Origin of the sequence: Pseudonocardia cypriaca (assembly GCF_006717045.1) — a bacterium.
GTDB lineage: Bacteria > Actinomycetota > Actinomycetes > Mycobacteriales > Pseudonocardiaceae > Pseudonocardia > Pseudonocardia cypriaca.
In genome coordinates this window covers 157,040-171,962 of the sequence record NZ_VFPH01000002.1, presented here as the reverse complement: position 1 = coordinate 171,962, position 14,923 = coordinate 157,040, and the positions used below count along the sequence as shown (strand labels likewise).

The following is a 14,923-nucleotide window of genomic DNA, read 5'->3' as shown; positions in this document are numbered from 1 at the left end:
CTGCTTGGGTGATCGCTGCGGTTGGCGCGCCGTTCCCGGCACCCTGCTGCGCCCGCCGCCACCCCGTGATCCAGGCTTCCGGTGCATTCATCCCGGTCGTGTCGACCTGGCCCGTTCTCGTCGTGGCCGGGTTGGGTTCACTACCGAACTTCGTGGTTGCGTTGACGGCCGTCCCCGGCGCGGGGGCACGGCTGTTCCGGACGAGCCGGTCGCTGCCGGGTGGGCGGGGACTGTCCTGTGGTGCCGTTTCGGTTCTCGCAGGGTGAGCGCGGCAGGTCGCCTTGGGAGCGACTCGGCGACCCCCGGACCCCGCGTTCCGCTGAACGCGGTGTGGGGTCAGGCCGCTGACTTGATCCGGTGGGGTAGCAGGGCGTCCAGGATCGGCTGCGGGTCGAGCCGTTCGCCGTACCAGTCGGGGGTGAGGGTGGTGCGGGTGATCCGTAGCCGGGCGCGGGTGTGCATCTCGATCAGACTCTCGCTGCTACCGGTCAACACCGGCGCGACGGTGGGAATCGGGGTGGCGTCGGGGCGGCTGAACACCCAGCCGGCGGAGGTCCATCGGATGTGGTAGCCGTGGTCGTGGATCAGGCGGTGGTGGAAGCTGCAGATCAGGACCAGGTTGTCGATGTCGGTGCGGCCGCCGTGTAGCCAGTGCTGGACGTGGTGGGCGTGTAGGTAGTGGGTGTGGGTGCAGCCGGGGAACCGGCAGCCCGCCCCGTCGCGCACGGTGAGCGCGGCGATCTGGGCGGGGGTGGCCAGCCGGCGGGAGCGGCCCAGGTACAGCCGGTTGCCCTCCCGATCGTTGAGCAGCAGTTGGGCGCGGGCGTCGCAGGCCAGCCGCTGCGCGGTGGCATCGGGTAGCTCCGGGCCGTCGTTCAGGCGGGCGGTACCGGTGGTGGCGTCCAGGTGCACGATCACCTGGGCCTGCCCGCGCTCGACCACCGGACCGCTTTCCTCTCCACCCTCCCGGCTGACGAGGGTGAGCAGGGCATCCGCGCGCCGGGCGGCTTCTCGGTCGGCGGCCGGGCCTGGTTCGTGCTCCTGCGCTTGCTGGTCCAGGTCTTTCGGTGCCGGTTGGATGGGATGACGTGCCGGGGTGTTCGGCGGCGCGAGTGCCTCGATGGCGGCGATGAGCGCGGCCCCGTCGTCGGGGGTGAGTCGGGCGCGCAGGATCAGGGAGCCGTCCTCGTCCCAGTGCCAGGTCAGGGATCGGCGGGCGGCTGTGTCTTCGGGTGGGGTGTGGCGGCGGCGCACCGCCCGCACCACGGTCTCCACGTGGCTGGCGGTACCGGACAACGCCACGTTGAGCAGCACCCGCTCCGCGGTCTCCGGGTCCGCGACCGCGGTGTGGCGCAGTTCCGGTTCCGCAGCGGCGATCTCGGCCGCCATCCGGGTCAGCGTGGCGACATCGGACCCCGCGATGCGGGTGATCGCCCGGACCTTCGAGTAGGAGATCCGCCCGGCGGCGAAGGCGTCGGCGATGCGGGGCAGGCTCTGCAGGGCGTGGGCGACACGGAGGTGTTCGGTGGCGGTGCGCAGGTTCATCCCGGCCCGCCAGGACAGCCAGTGCGCACAGGAGCGGATCCCGTCCCCGCACCAGCCGCCGCGGTCGTCGAACTCGGCGAGCAGGTGCAGGAACCGGCATTCCGCGGCGGCGATGTGCCCGGCCAAACCCAACAACTCCGATTCCAGCGCTGGAGTCGACATAGTCCGAAGCGGGGTGGGAAGCGGAATCACGGCGGCGGCGGACACGGAAACCCCTGATATCGGATTGTGTTCGACTCCAGGATGGCATCCGGGTCCGACAATTTTGATGCCGAGGAGGAGGGGGAGGGGGACTGCGTTCCGCGGAACGCGGCGTAAGGCAGTCACGTCGTGGTGATCATGGGGAGCGGGTTCGGGACCACCGGACAGTCCGCGCCCACTCCGCAGTGACGGTCTCGTCGGGAACCGCCGTGCCCCCGCGCCGGGAACGGCCGCCAAAGCAACCACAATATTCGGTAGTGATGCCAACCCGGCCACCATGCCACGCAAGAGGTCGACGCGAGCCGGTGGAAACAGGTGAAGCCGTGGCGATGTCTGACGCCTTCTCGCCCGAGCCGGGAACGGCGCGCCAACGCAAGAACCGTTCCGCGGAACGCAAGTCCCGCACGCCGGGGAATGGCGCCGGCGCACTAGCGCACCGGGGCGCCTTTCGCCCTCGGCACGCGGCCGAGCCTCGGCTGCAGGACCGGTGCCTCGCCGGCCAGGAAGTCCCACAGCTGGTCGGCGACCGGCCCGTGCGGCCGGTCGCGCCTGCGCGCCGCCGCGAGATCCTCGACCACGCCGGGGAAGTGCCGGCCGGCCACGGACAGCAGGCGTCCGTCGCGCAGCTCCGGCTCGATCATGAACCGGGGCAGGTGTCCCCACGCCATGCCGTGCAGGATCAGCTCCTTCTTCATGAGGTGGTCGGGCACCGAACAGCGGGGTGCGCCCTCGACTAGGAAGTGGCCCTGCTCGGTGGGGTGCCGCGCGGAGTCCCGGATCACGCACTGGGTGAAGGCCTGCATCCGCTGCGGTGTGAGGTCGGTGGTCGGGTCGAAGGGCAGGAACCCGGGCGCGGCCACGGGCACCATCGCGACCCGGCCGAGATCGATCCACTCCATCCGCACGTCGCTCTTGGGGACGCGGTGCACGATGAGGTCGGCCTCGTCCTCCAGTAGCCGCTCCCACGGGCCGGTCACCGCCTCGAACTGCAGGTGCAGGCGCGTCTGCGGACACCGCGCGAAGAAGCGGCTGAGCAGGGCCAGCACCGGCGGCAGCGGGCACAGGTCGCCGAGCACGACGCGCAGCTCGGCCTCCTGGCCCATCGCGAGCTGCGAGGCGTAGGTCTGCAGTTCCTCGGCCTCGTGCAGCAGGAGGCGCACCTTCCGGTGGAAGGCCAGTCCGGCCTCGGTGAGGCGCACCCGGTAGCCCGAGCGGTCGAACAGGTCCAGGCCCAGGTGGTGCTCGAGCTTGGCCACCGCCGCGAACACCGAGGGGTGCGAGCGGTGCAGCCGCTCGGCGGCGGCCTGGAAGCCGCCGTCGCTCACGACGGCGTCGAAGCACTGCAGCTCGTGGAGCGTGAAGCTGGACATTGTTCGAGCAGCCTACAGAGCCGGTCCGATCTTTGTAATAGCAATTTGCAACGCCGTTCCTAGGCTGAGGGCATGAGCCCTCAGACCCTCACCTCCATCACCACCGGCGACGGCGTCCGCATCGCCTACCGCTTCGACGGCGAGCCGGCCAAGCCGGTGCTGCTCCTCTCGAACTCCATCGGCACCGACCTGCACATGTGGGACGGCCAGGTGCCGGCTCTCACCGAGCACTTCCGGCTGCTGCGCTACGACGCGCGGGGCCACGGGGCTTCCGACGCATCCGCCGGCCCGTACTCGCTGGACCGGCTCGGCCGCGACGTCGTGGAGCTGCTGGACGCACTGGGCCTGCCGCGCGTGCACGTGCTGGGCCTGTCCCTCGGCGGGTTCGTCGCGCAGTGGCTGGCGATCCACCAGCCGGAGCGCGTCGACCGCCTGGTGCTCTCCAACACCGCCGCGCACCTCGGTCCGCCGCAGCAGTGGGACCCGCTGATCGCCGAGCTGCTGGCGGCCCCGGACATGCGGGCCACCGCGGAGGTGTTCCTGAAGAACTGGTTCCCGGCCCACATGCTGGAGGACGGCAACGACGTCGTCGAGGGGTTCCGCCGCACGCTCCTGGCCACGCCGCGCGAGGGGGTGGCCGGCAGCTGGGCCGCGGTGCGCGACGGCGACCTGCGCCGCACGGCCACGCTCATCCGCAACCCGACGCTGGTGATCGCGGGGGAGCACGACACCGTCACGTCCGCCGCTCACGGGAAGGAGCTCGCCGCTGCCATCCCCGGCGCGCGCCACACCGTCCTGCCCACGGTGCACCTGGCGAACGTCGAACGGCCGGTGGAGTTCGTGGACGCGGTGGTGGCGTTCCTCAACGACCGGTCCTGACGGCCACCGCTGCGGTCCCCGCTCCGCTCGGCTGCGATGCGGCGGCCGGACGGCCGCGGCGGGTGGCGACGGCCACGCCCGCCAGGCAGAGCAGCCCGCCTGCCAGCGCGAGCGGCGCCGGGAACTCGCCGAGCAGGGTCCAGGACAGCAGCACGACGATCGGCGGGACGGCGTAGGTGGCGGCGGCGAGCCGGCCCGCTGTCGTCCGGGACAGCGCGTAGCCCCAGGTCAGGAACGCGACTGCGGTCGGGAAGACGCCCAGGTAGGCGATCCCGGCCGCCGTCGCGCCGGAGGCCGTGGCCAGCTCGGTGAGGAGTGCGGGCAGGTACGGCAGCAGCGCGACCGTCCCGGCGACGGCGCCGATCCAGGTGACGGTCAGCGCGTCCACCCGAGCCAGCAGCCGCTTCTGCGCGACGGCGGCACCGGCGTAGACCAGGGCGGCGAGCAGTCCGAGCAGCACCCCGGCGACGTCCGTGCCGCCCGCGGACGTGGTGGTCGCGATGAGCACGACCCCGCCGAACGCGATAGCCATCCCGGCCAGCAGCCGGGCCGGGAAGCCCTCCCCGAGCAGCAGGCCCGCCAGCACGGCCACCACCACCGGGGCCACGTTCACCAGCAGCGCCGCGGTGCCGGCGTCGAGGTGGCGCTCTGCGGCGTTCAGCGCCAGGTTGTAGAGCCCGAACCACGCGGCACCCCACAGTGCGACCGCGCCGAGCAGCCGCCCGCGCGGCACCGTCGGCGCAGCCCGCCTGCGGGTGCGCACGACGAGCACGATCGCGGTCAGGGTGAGCGATCCGACGAGCATCCGGCCCAGTGCCAGTGCGCCGGGTGACAGCTCGTGGCCGACCGCGCGGATCCCGACGAACGCCGAGGCCCAGAAGACGACGGTCGTCGCGGCGGCGGCGAGGGGGAGCAACTGCTGGTAGCGCCTCATGGCACCAGCTTGGGCGCCACGATCGTTCAGTACCAGCGCGTATCTCTTCAGTTGGATTCAGTCCGACTGTATGGTCGAGGGGTGCTCGACACCCACCGCCTGCGCATCTTCCGCTCAGTGGTCGCGAGCGGCTCCGTGCAGGCCGCCGCGGCGAACCTGGGCTACACCCCGTCCGCGGTGAGCCAGCACGTCACGGCCCTGCAGCGGGAGACCGGGCTGGTCCTGTTCGAACGGGCCGGGCGGGGGCTGCGGCCGACCGCCGCCGGGCTGCTGCTGGCCGAGCAGGCCGACGCGATCCTCGACCGGCTCGGCGAGGCAGAGGCGGTGGTCGCCGACCTGCGAGCCGGCCGGACGGGCGCGCTGTCGCTGTCCTACTTCGCCTCCGTCGGCGCGGCGTGGCTGCCGCGGGTGGTGCGCAGGCTGACCCAGGAGTTCCCCGGCGTCCGGTTGGACCTCTCGCTGCGCGACTGGCTGCCGGACGACCCCGCCGACGGGTCCGACGTCGAGATAGCGGTCGAACGCCCGGACTTCGCCGCCTGGCCCGGCTTCACCGCCCACCACCTCCTCGACGACCCGTACGTCGTCGTGCTGCCGGAGAGCCACCCCCTGTCCGGCCGCGAGGAGATCGAGCTGGCGGAGCTCGCGGCGGAGCGGTGGGTGGACAACGACTTCGCCCGCGGCTGGTGCCGGCGCAACCTGGTCGAGGCGTGCACCGCTGCCGGCTTCCGGCCGCCGTTCCACGTCGAGGCGCACGACTACCCCACGGCGCTCGCGTTCGTCGCGGCCGGCATCGGGATCACCGTGCTGCCCGAGCTGGGTGCCATCCAGCTCCCCGCGGGCACGCGTGCCGTGCGGGTCGTCCAACCGGTGCCGGTGCGGTCGATCCTCGTCGTGGTCCGCGACGCCGTCGCCCACACCCCACCGGTCGTCGCCGCGTGCGCGGAGCTGCGGGAGATCGCGGGGGAGAGCCTGCTCCGGTCGGGGTCCTCACCGCTTCGACCGGCCCGAGGACCGGCCGAACGTCCTGTCACGTCCGGGCCAGGTCGGTGACCTCGTCGTCGGGGTCCGGGTCGTCGATCGCGCTGAGGAACTCCTCGATCACCGCGGCGAGCGCGGCGGGGTGGGTGATCGGCACCATGTGGCCCCCCGCGGGCAGGGTGTGTGCCCGCCCGTGCGGTGTCGCGGCGGCGAGGGCGGCGGTCCAGTCGGCCGGGGCGATCCGGTCGTAGAGGCCCCGCACGACGAGCACGGGGCAGTGGACGGCGGCGAGTGTCTCGTCGATGCGATGGGGGCGCGCCGCCCGCATCCCGCGGAGCATCGCGCCGAGCCCGGTTCGGGTGTAGTCGTGGACGAGCTGTGGCACCTGGCCCGGCCACTCGTGACCGGCGGTGCGCAGCCAGCGGCCGGCGAGCGCGGGCCAGCTGCTCGCACGTGGGTCGGTGGTCGGGCCGATCAGCACGAGCCCGGCAGCGCGCTCCGGCGCCTTCGCGGCCGCAGCGGCGACGAGCTGGCAGCTCGCGGAGTGACCGACCAGCACCGCGCGTCCGACGGCGAGCGCCTCGAGCCGCGCGAGCAGCTGCCCGGCGAGATTGCCGGGGGCCAGCGCGGTACCGGGCGGGGCGGGCCGGCCGAAGGCGGGCAGCTCGACCACCCGCGACGGACGCGTCAGCCGGTCGAAGGTCCGGCGTGGCACGGCGGCCGAGAGCCCCAGCCCGGGCACCGCGACCAGCCACGGCTCGCCCCGCGTGCCGCGCGGGGCGAACGGCGCTGGGACGATCTCGGGCACGGGCACATCCAACCCCCGATACCCGTCCGACGCTGGGCGCCGGATGTCTCCGCGGATCGTAAGGGTTGCGGCGGGCGGTGATCGCTAGCTTCCGGGAGTGCCGCGACCGATGACGTCGCCGCCCGTGAGGCGGCTCGGGACGGATGGTGGACGGCGGGACCTCGGGCATGTCGGGGCCGCCGCGCTGCTCGTCGTCACCGCTGCCCTGGTCGGGTGGTGGCTGCTGCGCTCGGGCGTGGACATCTTCCTCGGGTTCCCGCCCCTGCTCGCTCACTGGGAGCCGCACATCGGGCCCGGGACACCGGCGGCGGTGGCCGTCGCCGTGGCGGTGGTGGGGTACGGGCCGCGGCTGGCGGACCGGATGCCGTGGCGTCCGTTGCTGGCCGGGGCGTGGCTCGCGGCTGCGGCCTGGACGCTCGCGCTGGCACTCGTGGACGGGTGGGAGCGCGGCGTCGTCGGCCGGCTGACCAGCGGCGAGGAGTACCTGCACGACGTGCCGCGGGTGGATGGCGTGCTGGAGATGCTGCGGACGTTCTCCGAGCACATCCTCACCGACCGGCCCGGGTTCTGGACGACGCACGTGGGTGCGCACCCGCCGGGCGCGTTCCTGGTGTTCGTGCTGCTCGACCGGGCCGGGCTGGGCGGCGGCGGGCCGACCGGGGTGTTCGTCGTGCTGGTCGGTTCGTCCGCCGGTGTTGCGGTGGCGGTCGCGCTGCGTGCGCTCGGGGCCGAGGAGACGGCGCGTCGCGTGCTGCCGTTCGCCGTGTTGCTGCCGGGCGCGGTGTGGGTCGGGGTCTCGGCGGACGGGATGTTCGCCGGCGTGCTCGCGTGGGCGGTGGCGCTGGTCGCGGTGGGGGCGAGCCGGTGCGGTGCGGGGGGCGCTGCTGCGGCGGTCGCGGGCGGCGTGCTGCTGGGCGGCGCGTTCTACCTCTCCTACGGCATGGTGCTGGGCGCGCTGCTACCGCTGGCGGTGGTGCTGGCGACCCGGGCGTGGCCGGCCGGGGGCTGGGCGCTCGCGGGGGTCGCGCTGGTCGTCGCGGCGTTCACCGTCGCCGGGTTCTGGTGGTTCACCGGGTTCGCCGACGTCCGGGTGATCTACGCGGCGAGCGTCGCGCGGACCCGGCCGTACGAGTACTTCGTCTGGGCCAACCTCGCGGCGGTGGCCTTCGCCGCGGGGCCGGCCGTGGTCGCCGGGCTGGGCCGGTTCCGGCTCCGGCTGCTCCCGGCCGCGGCGGCACTGCTCCCGGTCGCGGCGGTGGCGGCGATCGTGCTGGCCGACGTCTCCGGGATGTCGAAGGGGGAGGTGGAACGGATCTGGCTGCCGTTCGTGGTCTGGCTGGTAGTCCCGTGCGCGTTGCTACCGCGGCGGTGGGCCGGGCTCTGGCTCGCGGCCCAGGCGGTTCTCGCGCTCGCGGTGAACCACCTGCTCCTCACGGTGTGGTGAGGGCCGGCGCAGCATGCGCACGAGGTGGACGAGCGCGGAGGCGGCGGCCATCGCCGCGACCAGCAGCAGCCACCGACCCAGGACGGGGGTCGGCTCCAGGCCCGACGCGGCCCGCAGGGTCGGCTCGCCGCGGCCGGGGATGCCGGGCAGGAAGAGCAGGAACGTCAGCCCGGCGCCCAGGAGCGGCACCCGCACGTGGTTGACGACGGGCACCCGTGAGCGGCGCCGGGCGGTGGCCGCCGTCAGCAGCCGGTCGCCCGCTGCGTACAGCGGGAACAGCACGAAGTCGTGCAGCAGCACAGCGGCCAGGAACCAGGCCAGCATCACCGGCCACGCCGGGTCGTCCGCGACGATCACGACCGCGCCCGCGGCGATGGCGAGGCAGGCCAGCACGGCCGCCAGGTGGCCGGGACCAGCACCGTAGAGGTGGTCGAGACGGTGGTGGAGACGCTGCATCAGATGCTCCGGAACTCGATCGAGCGGACCCACTTCGTGCAGTGCACCCCCGGCAGCGCGGGCACGACGACCCGCGCCGGGAACCCGTGGTCGGGGGCGAGGTCGGCGCCGTTCACGCGCAGTGCAAGCAGCGAGTCCGGGTCGAGGACCTGGCCTGCCGTGAGCGCGGCCCGCGCGCCGTCCTCCAGCGAGCGCACCACGGCCGACGCCGGTTCGGGGACGCCGGCGAGCGCGGCGAGGTCCCGCAGCCGCACCCCCGACCAGGCCTCCGTGGTCGACCAGCCCTCGACGCAGGCGATCGGCAGCCGTGCGGTGTGCTGCTCCAGCGCGGCCAGAGCCGCCCGGTCCAGCTCCCGGCCGCCGGCGCCGGTCAGCTGCAGTCGCCAGCTCGGGCCGACGTCCGCCACTGTGATGCGGCTGGCCGCGAACGTCTTGTTCACCGGGAAGTCGTTCGGCCCGCCGTCGGCGCCTGCGGTCGTGCGCCCGCGGGGCAACAGGAACGCGGTGCCCCGGACGGCGTCGCCGACCGTCTGGCCCGCGGTCAGGCCCGCGACGAGCAGCGCACCGCCCCCGACGAGGGCGAGCGCGCCCCGCCTGCTCATCGTCGGCGGCGCCGGGTGCTCCGCCACCAGCCCCGACCCGTCGTCCGCATCGGGGGTGGTCGCCGCGAGCGGGGTGCGCAGCTCGCGGCGCAGCGAGCGAGAACGGGCGCCGCGCAGCGCGTGCGGCAGCTTGAGCGCCACGTGCGCGACGAACGCGCCGAGGAAGACCCAGGCACCGGCGTAGTGCGCGGCGTAGAAGCCGAAGCCGAACGCGTAGTCGTACTGGATGTTGAGGACACCCGTGACGATCTCGAACAGGATGCTGCCGACGAGCAGGAGCAGGGTCAGGCGTTCCGCGGCCTGGGCGAGCGAGCGCACCGGCGGCCACGCGAACAGCTTCGGGACGACCGACCACAGCTTGGCGAGCACGACCGGGACGAGCACGAGCCCGAGCCCGACGTGCAGGCCCTGGGTGAGCCGGTAGAGCCACGACGGTCGGGTGGGCCAGTCGAAGACCGGCAGGTGCAGCAGGCCGACGTCGCCGGGGATGGCGCCACCCAGCTGCGGGCCGTACGCGACGTAGCTCAGCAGCCCGGTCACGATGACGACCGGCAGCCCGGCGAGCAGGACGAGCCCGAGCACCGATGTCAGCCACGGGCCCCGCAGCGGGCTGCGCCAGCGCGGCAGCGGCGGGCGGCGCCGCGCGATCAGCCGCCAGAGCGGCGCCGGGAAGCCGTAGCCGTCGGGGCCGCTCGTCACGCCAGCACCGCCGCCATGTCGCGGGCCGCGCGCAGGGTGCCGCGCACCGATCCGGAGACCTTCGACCGGCCACCGGTACGGGGCCGGTAGGCGACGTCGACCTCGACGATCCGCCAACCCGCCGCACCGGCGCGCAGCAGCAGTTCGAGCGGGTAGCCGAAGGCCCGGTCGGTGATGCCCAGCTCCAGCAGCGCGCCGCGGCGCGCCACCCGCACGGGCGCGATGTCCCGCACCGGGACCCCTCGGCGGCGCAGCAGGGCAGCGAGCGCCGCGTTGCCGGCACGCGCGTGCCACGGCCAGGCCCGCCGTCCGGACGGGATCCGCCGGCCGGCCACGAGATCGGCGCCCGGCAGGCGGGCCGCGAGGAGCGCCAGCACGGCTGGATCGACCGAGCCGTCGGCGTCGAGGACGGCGACGACGTCTGCGGTCGCCGCGAGCAGCCCGGCGTGCACGGCGGCGCCGTAGCCGCGGCGGGGCTCGTGCACGACCGTGGCCCCGAGCGAGGCCGCGATGTCGGCCGTGCCGTCGGTCGAGCCGTTGTCGACGACGATGGGGCGGAACCCGGGCGGGAGCGCGGCGAGCACGCCGGGCAGCGCCTCGGCCTCGTCGAGGCAGGGGAGCACGACGTCCACCGGGTCGCAGGCGCGGTTCATGGTCCGGACGCTAGGGACGCGCGGACGACGAGGGCGGGTGTGCGCGCTTACGGTCCGGTGACGTGGGGCCCTGCGGCTCCGGCCGGTGGCTAGCCTCGGACCCCGTGGGAGCTGCGACGACCGACCGTCCGCTGGTGCTGGTGGTCGACGACGACGTCACGGTGCGCGACGTCGTGACCCGCTACCTTGATCGCGCCGGTTACCGGGTGGACGTGGCGGGGGACGGCGAGCGGGCGCTGGCCGCCGTGGCCGCGCGCCGCCCCGACGTGGTGGTGCTCGACCTCATGCTGCCCCGGCTGGGCGGGCTCGAGGTGTGCCGGCGGCTGCGTCGTCGTCCGGACGGGCTCCCGATCATCATGCTGACGGCGCTCGGTGAGGAGGAGGACCGGGTGCTCGGCCTGGAGCTGGGCGCCGACGACTACGTCACCAAGCCGTTCAGCCCGCGGGAGCTCGTGCTGCGCGTGGCCTCGGTGCTGCGGCGGGCCCGCGAGCTGCCGGCCCGCGACGCGGGCCTGGAACCGGTGGTCGACGGCGACCTCCACGTCGACATCCCGGGCCGGCGGGCCACGCTCGCGGGGCGGGAGCTCGCGCTGACCGTGCGCGAGTTCGACCTCCTTGCGTTCCTGGTGTGCCGGCCCGGTCAGGTGTTCACCCGCCCCGAGCTGCTCGAACGGGTGTGGGGCTGGGACTTCGGCGACCAGTCGACCGTCACCGTGCACGTCCGGCGGCTGCGGGAGAAGGTCGAGCCCGACCCGACGCGGCCGGCGCGGATCGCGACGGTGTGGGGCGTGGGCTACCGCTACGACGGCGTCGACGAGCCGGCCGGGTCGGCCGGGCCGTGATCGCGCAGCTCCTCGCCGCCGTCCCGGTCGCGGTGGCCTGCTCGGTGCCGGTCGCGCTGCTGGGGGCCCTGCTGCTGCACCGGATGCGCCTGCGTTCGATCACGGCCGCGGTGATCGTGCTCGCGCTCGTCCCGGTGCTCGCGGCGCTCGCGGGCGTGATCGGCGTCAGCGGGTTCATGTACACGCCGCAGCTGGCCGGGGCGGTGGTCGTGTGCGCGGTGGTGGCCGCCGTCACGGTGCCCGCAGCGATGATGCTCGGCCGGGGCATCGCCCGCGACGTCATGTGGCTGCACGAGGCGCGTGAGGCGGAGCGGGCCGCCGAGGCGGCGCGCCGCCAGCTCGTCGCCTGGATCAGCCACGACCTGCGGACCCCGCTCGCCGGGATCCGGGCGATGAGCGAGGGGCTCGCCGACGGTGTGATCTCCGACGCCGACGACGTCGCCGAGTACGCACGCCGCATCCGGCGCGAGACCGTGCGGCTCGCGGGCATGGTCGAGGACCTGTTCCAGCTCTCGCGCATCACCTCGGGGGCGATGCGCCTCACGTTCTCGGCGGTGCCGCTGCACGACGTCGTCTCGGAGGCGGTCGCGGCCGAGGCGGTCGCGGCGAACCGCAAGGGTGTCGTCGTGCGTGCGGACGGTGGATGCGTCTGGCCCGTCGTGCGGGGCAGCGACCCGGAGCTGGCCCGGGTGGTGCGCAACCTGCTCTCCAACGCGATCCGCCACACCCCACCCGCCGGCACCGTGGTCGTCGCCGCGGACGTCCAGGACGGGCGGGCGAGGCTGCGGGTGGACGACGAGTGCGGTGGCATCGCGGACGCCGACCTGGAGCGGGTGTTCGACGTCGCCTTCCGCGGTGGGAGTGCCCGCACCCCCGGGGAGGAGGCGGGCGGCGGGCTGGGGCTGGCGATCGCGCGCGGCCTCGTCGAGGCGCACGGCGGCGGGATCCGGGTCGTCAACCACGGCCCGGGCTGCCGGTTCGAGGTGGACCTGCCCCTCGCGGCCCGCCCCGACTGACCGGCTACCTCAGCCGGCCGTGGCGGGTGCGCGCAGCGGCGCGGTCGCGAACGCGGCGATGCCGTCGGCGAACGCGGTCCGGGCCCGGAACCCGAGCAGCTCCCCGGCCCGGGTGGGGTCGGCCGTGACGTGCCGGACGTCGCCGGGACGGCTCCCACCCATGACGACCGGCGGCGGCCCACCCATCGCGGCGGCGAGCGCGGCGGCCAGCTCCCCGACGGTGTGCGGCTCGCCGGAGCAGACGTTCACCGGCACGCACGTGCCCGCGGCCGGGTCGCGGGCCAGCGCGAGCGCGTTCGCCTCCGCGACGTCGGTGACGTGGACGAAGTCGCGACGCTGCCGGCCGTCCTCCAGCACGCGGGGTGCCGTCCCGCGCTCGAGCGCCGAGCGGAAGATCGACGCGACCCCGGCGTACGGGGTGTCGCGCGGCATCCGCGGGCCGTACACGTTGTGGTAGCGCAGCGCCCATACGGTGCCGCCGGTCTGGCGGGCCCATGCGGCGGCGAGGTGCTCCTGTGCCAGCTTCGTGGCCGCGTAGGTCGACCGCGGCTCCAGCGGGGCGTCCTCGGGCACGAGTCCCGGGGCGAGCGGGTGCAGGCACTCCGGGCAGCGCGGGTCGAAGCGCCCCGCGTCGAGGTCGGCCGGCAGGCGCGGCGACGGCCGGACCGTGCCGTGCTCGGCGCAGTCGTAGCGGCCCTCCCCGTAGACGACCATCGAGCCGGCCAGCACCAGCCGCCCGACCCCTGCTGCGTGCATCGCGGCCAGCAACACGGCCGTGCCGAGGTCGTTGTGCGCGGCGTACGCGGGCGCGTCCGAGGCGTCGACGCCATGACCGACCATCGCCGCCTGGTGGCACACCGCGTCGACACCGCGCAGCACCGTGGCGAGCACGTCCGGGTCGCGCACGTCCCCGTGGACGAACGGGTGCGCGCTGGTCCACGCGGGCCGGCGGGCACCGTGGGCCTGGGGGAGGAGGGCGTCGAGCAGGACGACGTCGTGCCCACCGGCGGCCAGCCGGTCGGCGACGTGGGACCCGACGAAACCGGCGCCGCCGGTGATCAGAACGCGCACTCACGCAGGCTAGGTCCGGTCCGACGCACGCGGCGGGCGCCGGAGCCGAGCGTTCGCGGACGGTAAGGAGCCGTCGGGCTCGATCCGCACCAGTTCGACGAACGTCCGGCGGCCCCGGTATCCGGCGGTCACCCGCAGCCCGGCCGCCGCAGCGATCCGGGCGAGCGCCGCCGAGCCGACACCCGCCCACGGCACGGGCGCACCGGGCCCGGCACCCGTGCGCAGCCGGGCCGTCCCGGACCAGTACGCGTGCGGGGCTCCGTCGGTCTCGACCAGCAGCGTGCCGCCAGGGCGCAGCAGCCGCGCGGCCCGGCGGAGCAGCCGCAGCGGGTCGCCGCCGATGCCGATGTTGCCGTCGGCCAGCAGCACGTGCCGCCAGCGCCCCTCGTCCGGCAGCGGGGCGAACACGTCGCGGCACACCATCGGCACGCCGCGACGCCTGCACTGCTCGTGGGCCACGCGCGAGATGTCGACACCGAGCGCGCGCACGCCGCGGGCCGCCAGCGCCGCGACGAGCCGGCCGGGCCCGCAGCCCAGGTCGATCGCGGATCCGGCGCACCGGTCGAGCAGCCACCCGTCCTCGCCTGCGGCCGGCGCGTGCCACCGCTGCACCGCGAGCTCCAGCTCCACGCCGTCGCGGCGCACGAGGCACGCGGCGGCGCCGGCGAGCGCCTGGTCGAAACCCGATGTCAGCACCCGCGACCCCGCCCCAGTGCCGGCACCGCCCGGACGGCGGCCGCGAACCGGGTGCCGGCGGCCGCGCGGCTCACCGCCACCGCGTCCGCTGCCGTGTCGACGTCCCGCAGCGTCGGGGCCAGCACGACGCGCAACCCGGCCGCGCGCAACGCGTGCAGCGTCCGCTGCCCCGTGTCCGGGCGTGACGTCGGCACGTGCGCGAGCACCTGCGCGGCCTGGGGGTCACGCAGGCCCAGCACCCACCAGCCCCCGTCGGTCGCCGGGCCGAGCACCGCGTCCGGCCCGGCGGGCCCGAGGAGGGCGTCGACGCAGCGATCGAGCAGGCGGGCATCGGCCTGCGGCGTGTCCATCCCGATCAGCAGGGTCGGCAGGCCGGGTGCGCACCTGCTCGCGTCCGCGTGGGCCGCCGCGATCCGGGCGCCCAGGCCGGCGCCGCGCTGGGCGACGACCGGGAGGTCGCGGATCGCGCCCGCGAGCTCCTCCCCGCGCGCCGCCGCGTCCAGCCGGCCGGTCAGCGCGAGCACCGGGCGCCCGCCCGCCGTCGCCCGGACGGCGTCGAGCGTGTCCAGCAGCGCAGCGGCGGCGATGTCGGCCGCCTCCGCCGCCTCCGCCGGCGGGCACAGGCGGGTCTTCACCCGGCCCGGCTCCGGCGCCTTCGCCAGCACGACCAGCGCGACCCGCCCGGGCCCGTGGGCCTCCGGCGGTCGGGGTTCCAGCACATCACGCACG

At 75.1% G+C, this 14,923-nt stretch carries 15 protein-coding genes; 5 read left to right on the top strand and 10 right to left on the bottom strand.

Annotation, left to right across the window (positions count from 1 at the left end):
* Nucleotides 1-336 precede the first annotated feature (336 nt).
* Together FB388_RS18655 and FB388_RS18650 are read right to left on the bottom strand one after the other, a co-directional pair.
* Nucleotides 337-1,671 carry an HNH endonuclease signature motif containing protein gene (locus FB388_RS18655; RefSeq protein ID WP_170225722.1) on the bottom strand — a complete coding sequence of 445 codons (1,335 nt, stop codon included), beginning with the start codon at nt 1,669-1,671 and terminating at the stop codon, nt 337-339.
* 503 nt (nt 1,672-2,174) lie between these two features.
* Nucleotides 2,175-3,116 (bottom strand): LysR family transcriptional regulator, encoded by a 942-nt coding sequence (locus FB388_RS18650; RefSeq protein ID WP_142103486.1) that lies wholly within the window; start codon nt 3,114-3,116, stop codon nt 2,175-2,177.
* A gap of 72 nt (nt 3,117-3,188) precedes the next feature.
* On the opposite strand from FB388_RS18650, the gene pcaD reads away from it, so the two are divergent.
* On the top strand, nt 3,189-3,995 hold the full coding sequence (pcaD, locus tag FB388_RS18645; protein ID WP_142103485.1) for a 3-oxoadipate enol-lactonase: 807 nt from the start codon (nt 3,189-3,191) through the stop codon (nt 3,993-3,995).
* On the opposite strand, the gene FB388_RS18640 is transcribed toward pcaD, so the two are convergent.
* The gene (locus FB388_RS18640) at nt 3,979-4,929 is read right to left on the bottom strand and encodes a DMT family transporter (protein WP_142103484.1); all 951 of its coding nucleotides are present in this window, start codon (nt 4,927-4,929) and stop codon (nt 3,979-3,981) included. The two genes, pcaD and FB388_RS18640, sit on opposite strands and share 17 nt — an antisense overlap.
* Before the next feature lie 81 nt (nt 4,930-5,010).
* On the opposite strand from FB388_RS18640, the gene FB388_RS18635 reads away from it, so the two are divergent.
* Nucleotides 5,011-5,979 carry a LysR family transcriptional regulator gene (locus FB388_RS18635; RefSeq protein WP_142103483.1) on the top strand — a complete coding sequence of 323 codons (969 nt, stop codon included), beginning with the start codon at nt 5,011-5,013 and terminating at the stop codon, nt 5,977-5,979.
* On the opposite strand, the gene FB388_RS18630 is transcribed toward FB388_RS18635, so the two are convergent.
* Nucleotides 5,957-6,715 (bottom strand): alpha/beta fold hydrolase, encoded by a 759-nt coding sequence (locus FB388_RS18630; RefSeq protein ID WP_170225721.1) that lies wholly within the window; start codon nt 6,713-6,715, stop codon nt 5,957-5,959. The genes FB388_RS18635 and FB388_RS18630 overlap by 23 nt on opposite strands.
* 109 nt (nt 6,716-6,824) lie before the next feature.
* On the opposite strand from FB388_RS18630, the gene FB388_RS18625 reads away from it, so the two are divergent.
* Nucleotides 6,825-8,159, top strand: coding sequence for a hypothetical protein (locus FB388_RS18625; protein ID WP_142106111.1), 1,335 nt, complete (start codon nt 6,825-6,827; stop codon nt 8,157-8,159).
* Here the strand turns inward: FB388_RS18625 and FB388_RS18620 are convergent.
* Genes FB388_RS18620 through FB388_RS18610 form a run of 3 tightly spaced genes read right to left on the bottom strand, consistent with a single transcriptional unit; the run spans nt 8,073 to nt 10,569 of the window.
* Entirely contained in the window at nt 8,073-8,615 is a 543-nt protein-coding gene (locus FB388_RS18620) for a hypothetical protein (RefSeq protein ID WP_211362096.1), read from the bottom strand. The genes FB388_RS18625 and FB388_RS18620 overlap by 87 nt on opposite strands.
* A complete protein-coding gene (locus FB388_RS18615; RefSeq protein ID WP_246122171.1) occupies nt 8,615-9,916 on the bottom strand; it encodes a molybdopterin-dependent oxidoreductase in 1,302 nt (433 codons plus the stop codon). The genes FB388_RS18620 and FB388_RS18615 overlap by 1 nt, the downstream gene beginning before the upstream one ends.
* A complete protein-coding gene (locus FB388_RS18610; protein ID WP_142103481.1) occupies nt 9,913-10,569 on the bottom strand; it encodes a glycosyltransferase family 2 protein in 657 nt (218 codons plus the stop codon). Before FB388_RS18610 ends, FB388_RS18615 begins: the two co-directional genes overlap by 4 nt.
* A gap of 104 nt (nt 10,570-10,673) precedes the next feature.
* Here FB388_RS18610 and FB388_RS18605 point away from each other — a divergent pair, with 104 nt between their 5' ends.
* The gene (locus FB388_RS18605) at nt 10,674-11,411 is read left to right on the top strand and encodes a response regulator transcription factor (RefSeq protein WP_142103480.1); all 738 of its coding nucleotides are present in this window, start codon (nt 10,674-10,676) and stop codon (nt 11,409-11,411) included.
* The gene (locus FB388_RS18600) at nt 11,408-12,427 is read left to right on the top strand and encodes a sensor histidine kinase (protein WP_246122169.1); all 1,020 of its coding nucleotides are present in this window, start codon (nt 11,408-11,410) and stop codon (nt 12,425-12,427) included. Before FB388_RS18605 ends, FB388_RS18600 begins: the two co-directional genes overlap by 4 nt.
* Nucleotides 12,428-12,436: 9 nt before the next feature.
* On the opposite strand, the gene FB388_RS18595 is transcribed toward FB388_RS18600, so the two are convergent.
* From FB388_RS18595 to FB388_RS18585, 3 genes are read right to left on the bottom strand one after another with little or no spacing between them, the layout of a single operon-like run.
* Nucleotides 12,437-13,498, bottom strand: coding sequence for an NAD-dependent epimerase/dehydratase family protein (locus FB388_RS18595; RefSeq protein ID WP_142103479.1), 1,062 nt, complete (start codon nt 13,496-13,498; stop codon nt 12,437-12,439).
* 9 nt (nt 13,499-13,507) lie between these two features.
* Complete coding sequence (locus tag FB388_RS18590; RefSeq protein ID WP_142103478.1) at nt 13,508-14,194, bottom strand: class I SAM-dependent methyltransferase; 687 nt, start codon at nt 14,192-14,194, stop codon at nt 13,508-13,510.
* Complete coding sequence (locus FB388_RS18585) at nt 14,188-14,922, bottom strand: TIGR04282 family arsenosugar biosynthesis glycosyltransferase (protein ID WP_246122167.1); 735 nt, start codon at nt 14,920-14,922, stop codon at nt 14,188-14,190. The genes FB388_RS18590 and FB388_RS18585 overlap by 7 nt, the downstream gene beginning before the upstream one ends.
* Nucleotide 14,923: the final 1 nt, after the last annotated feature.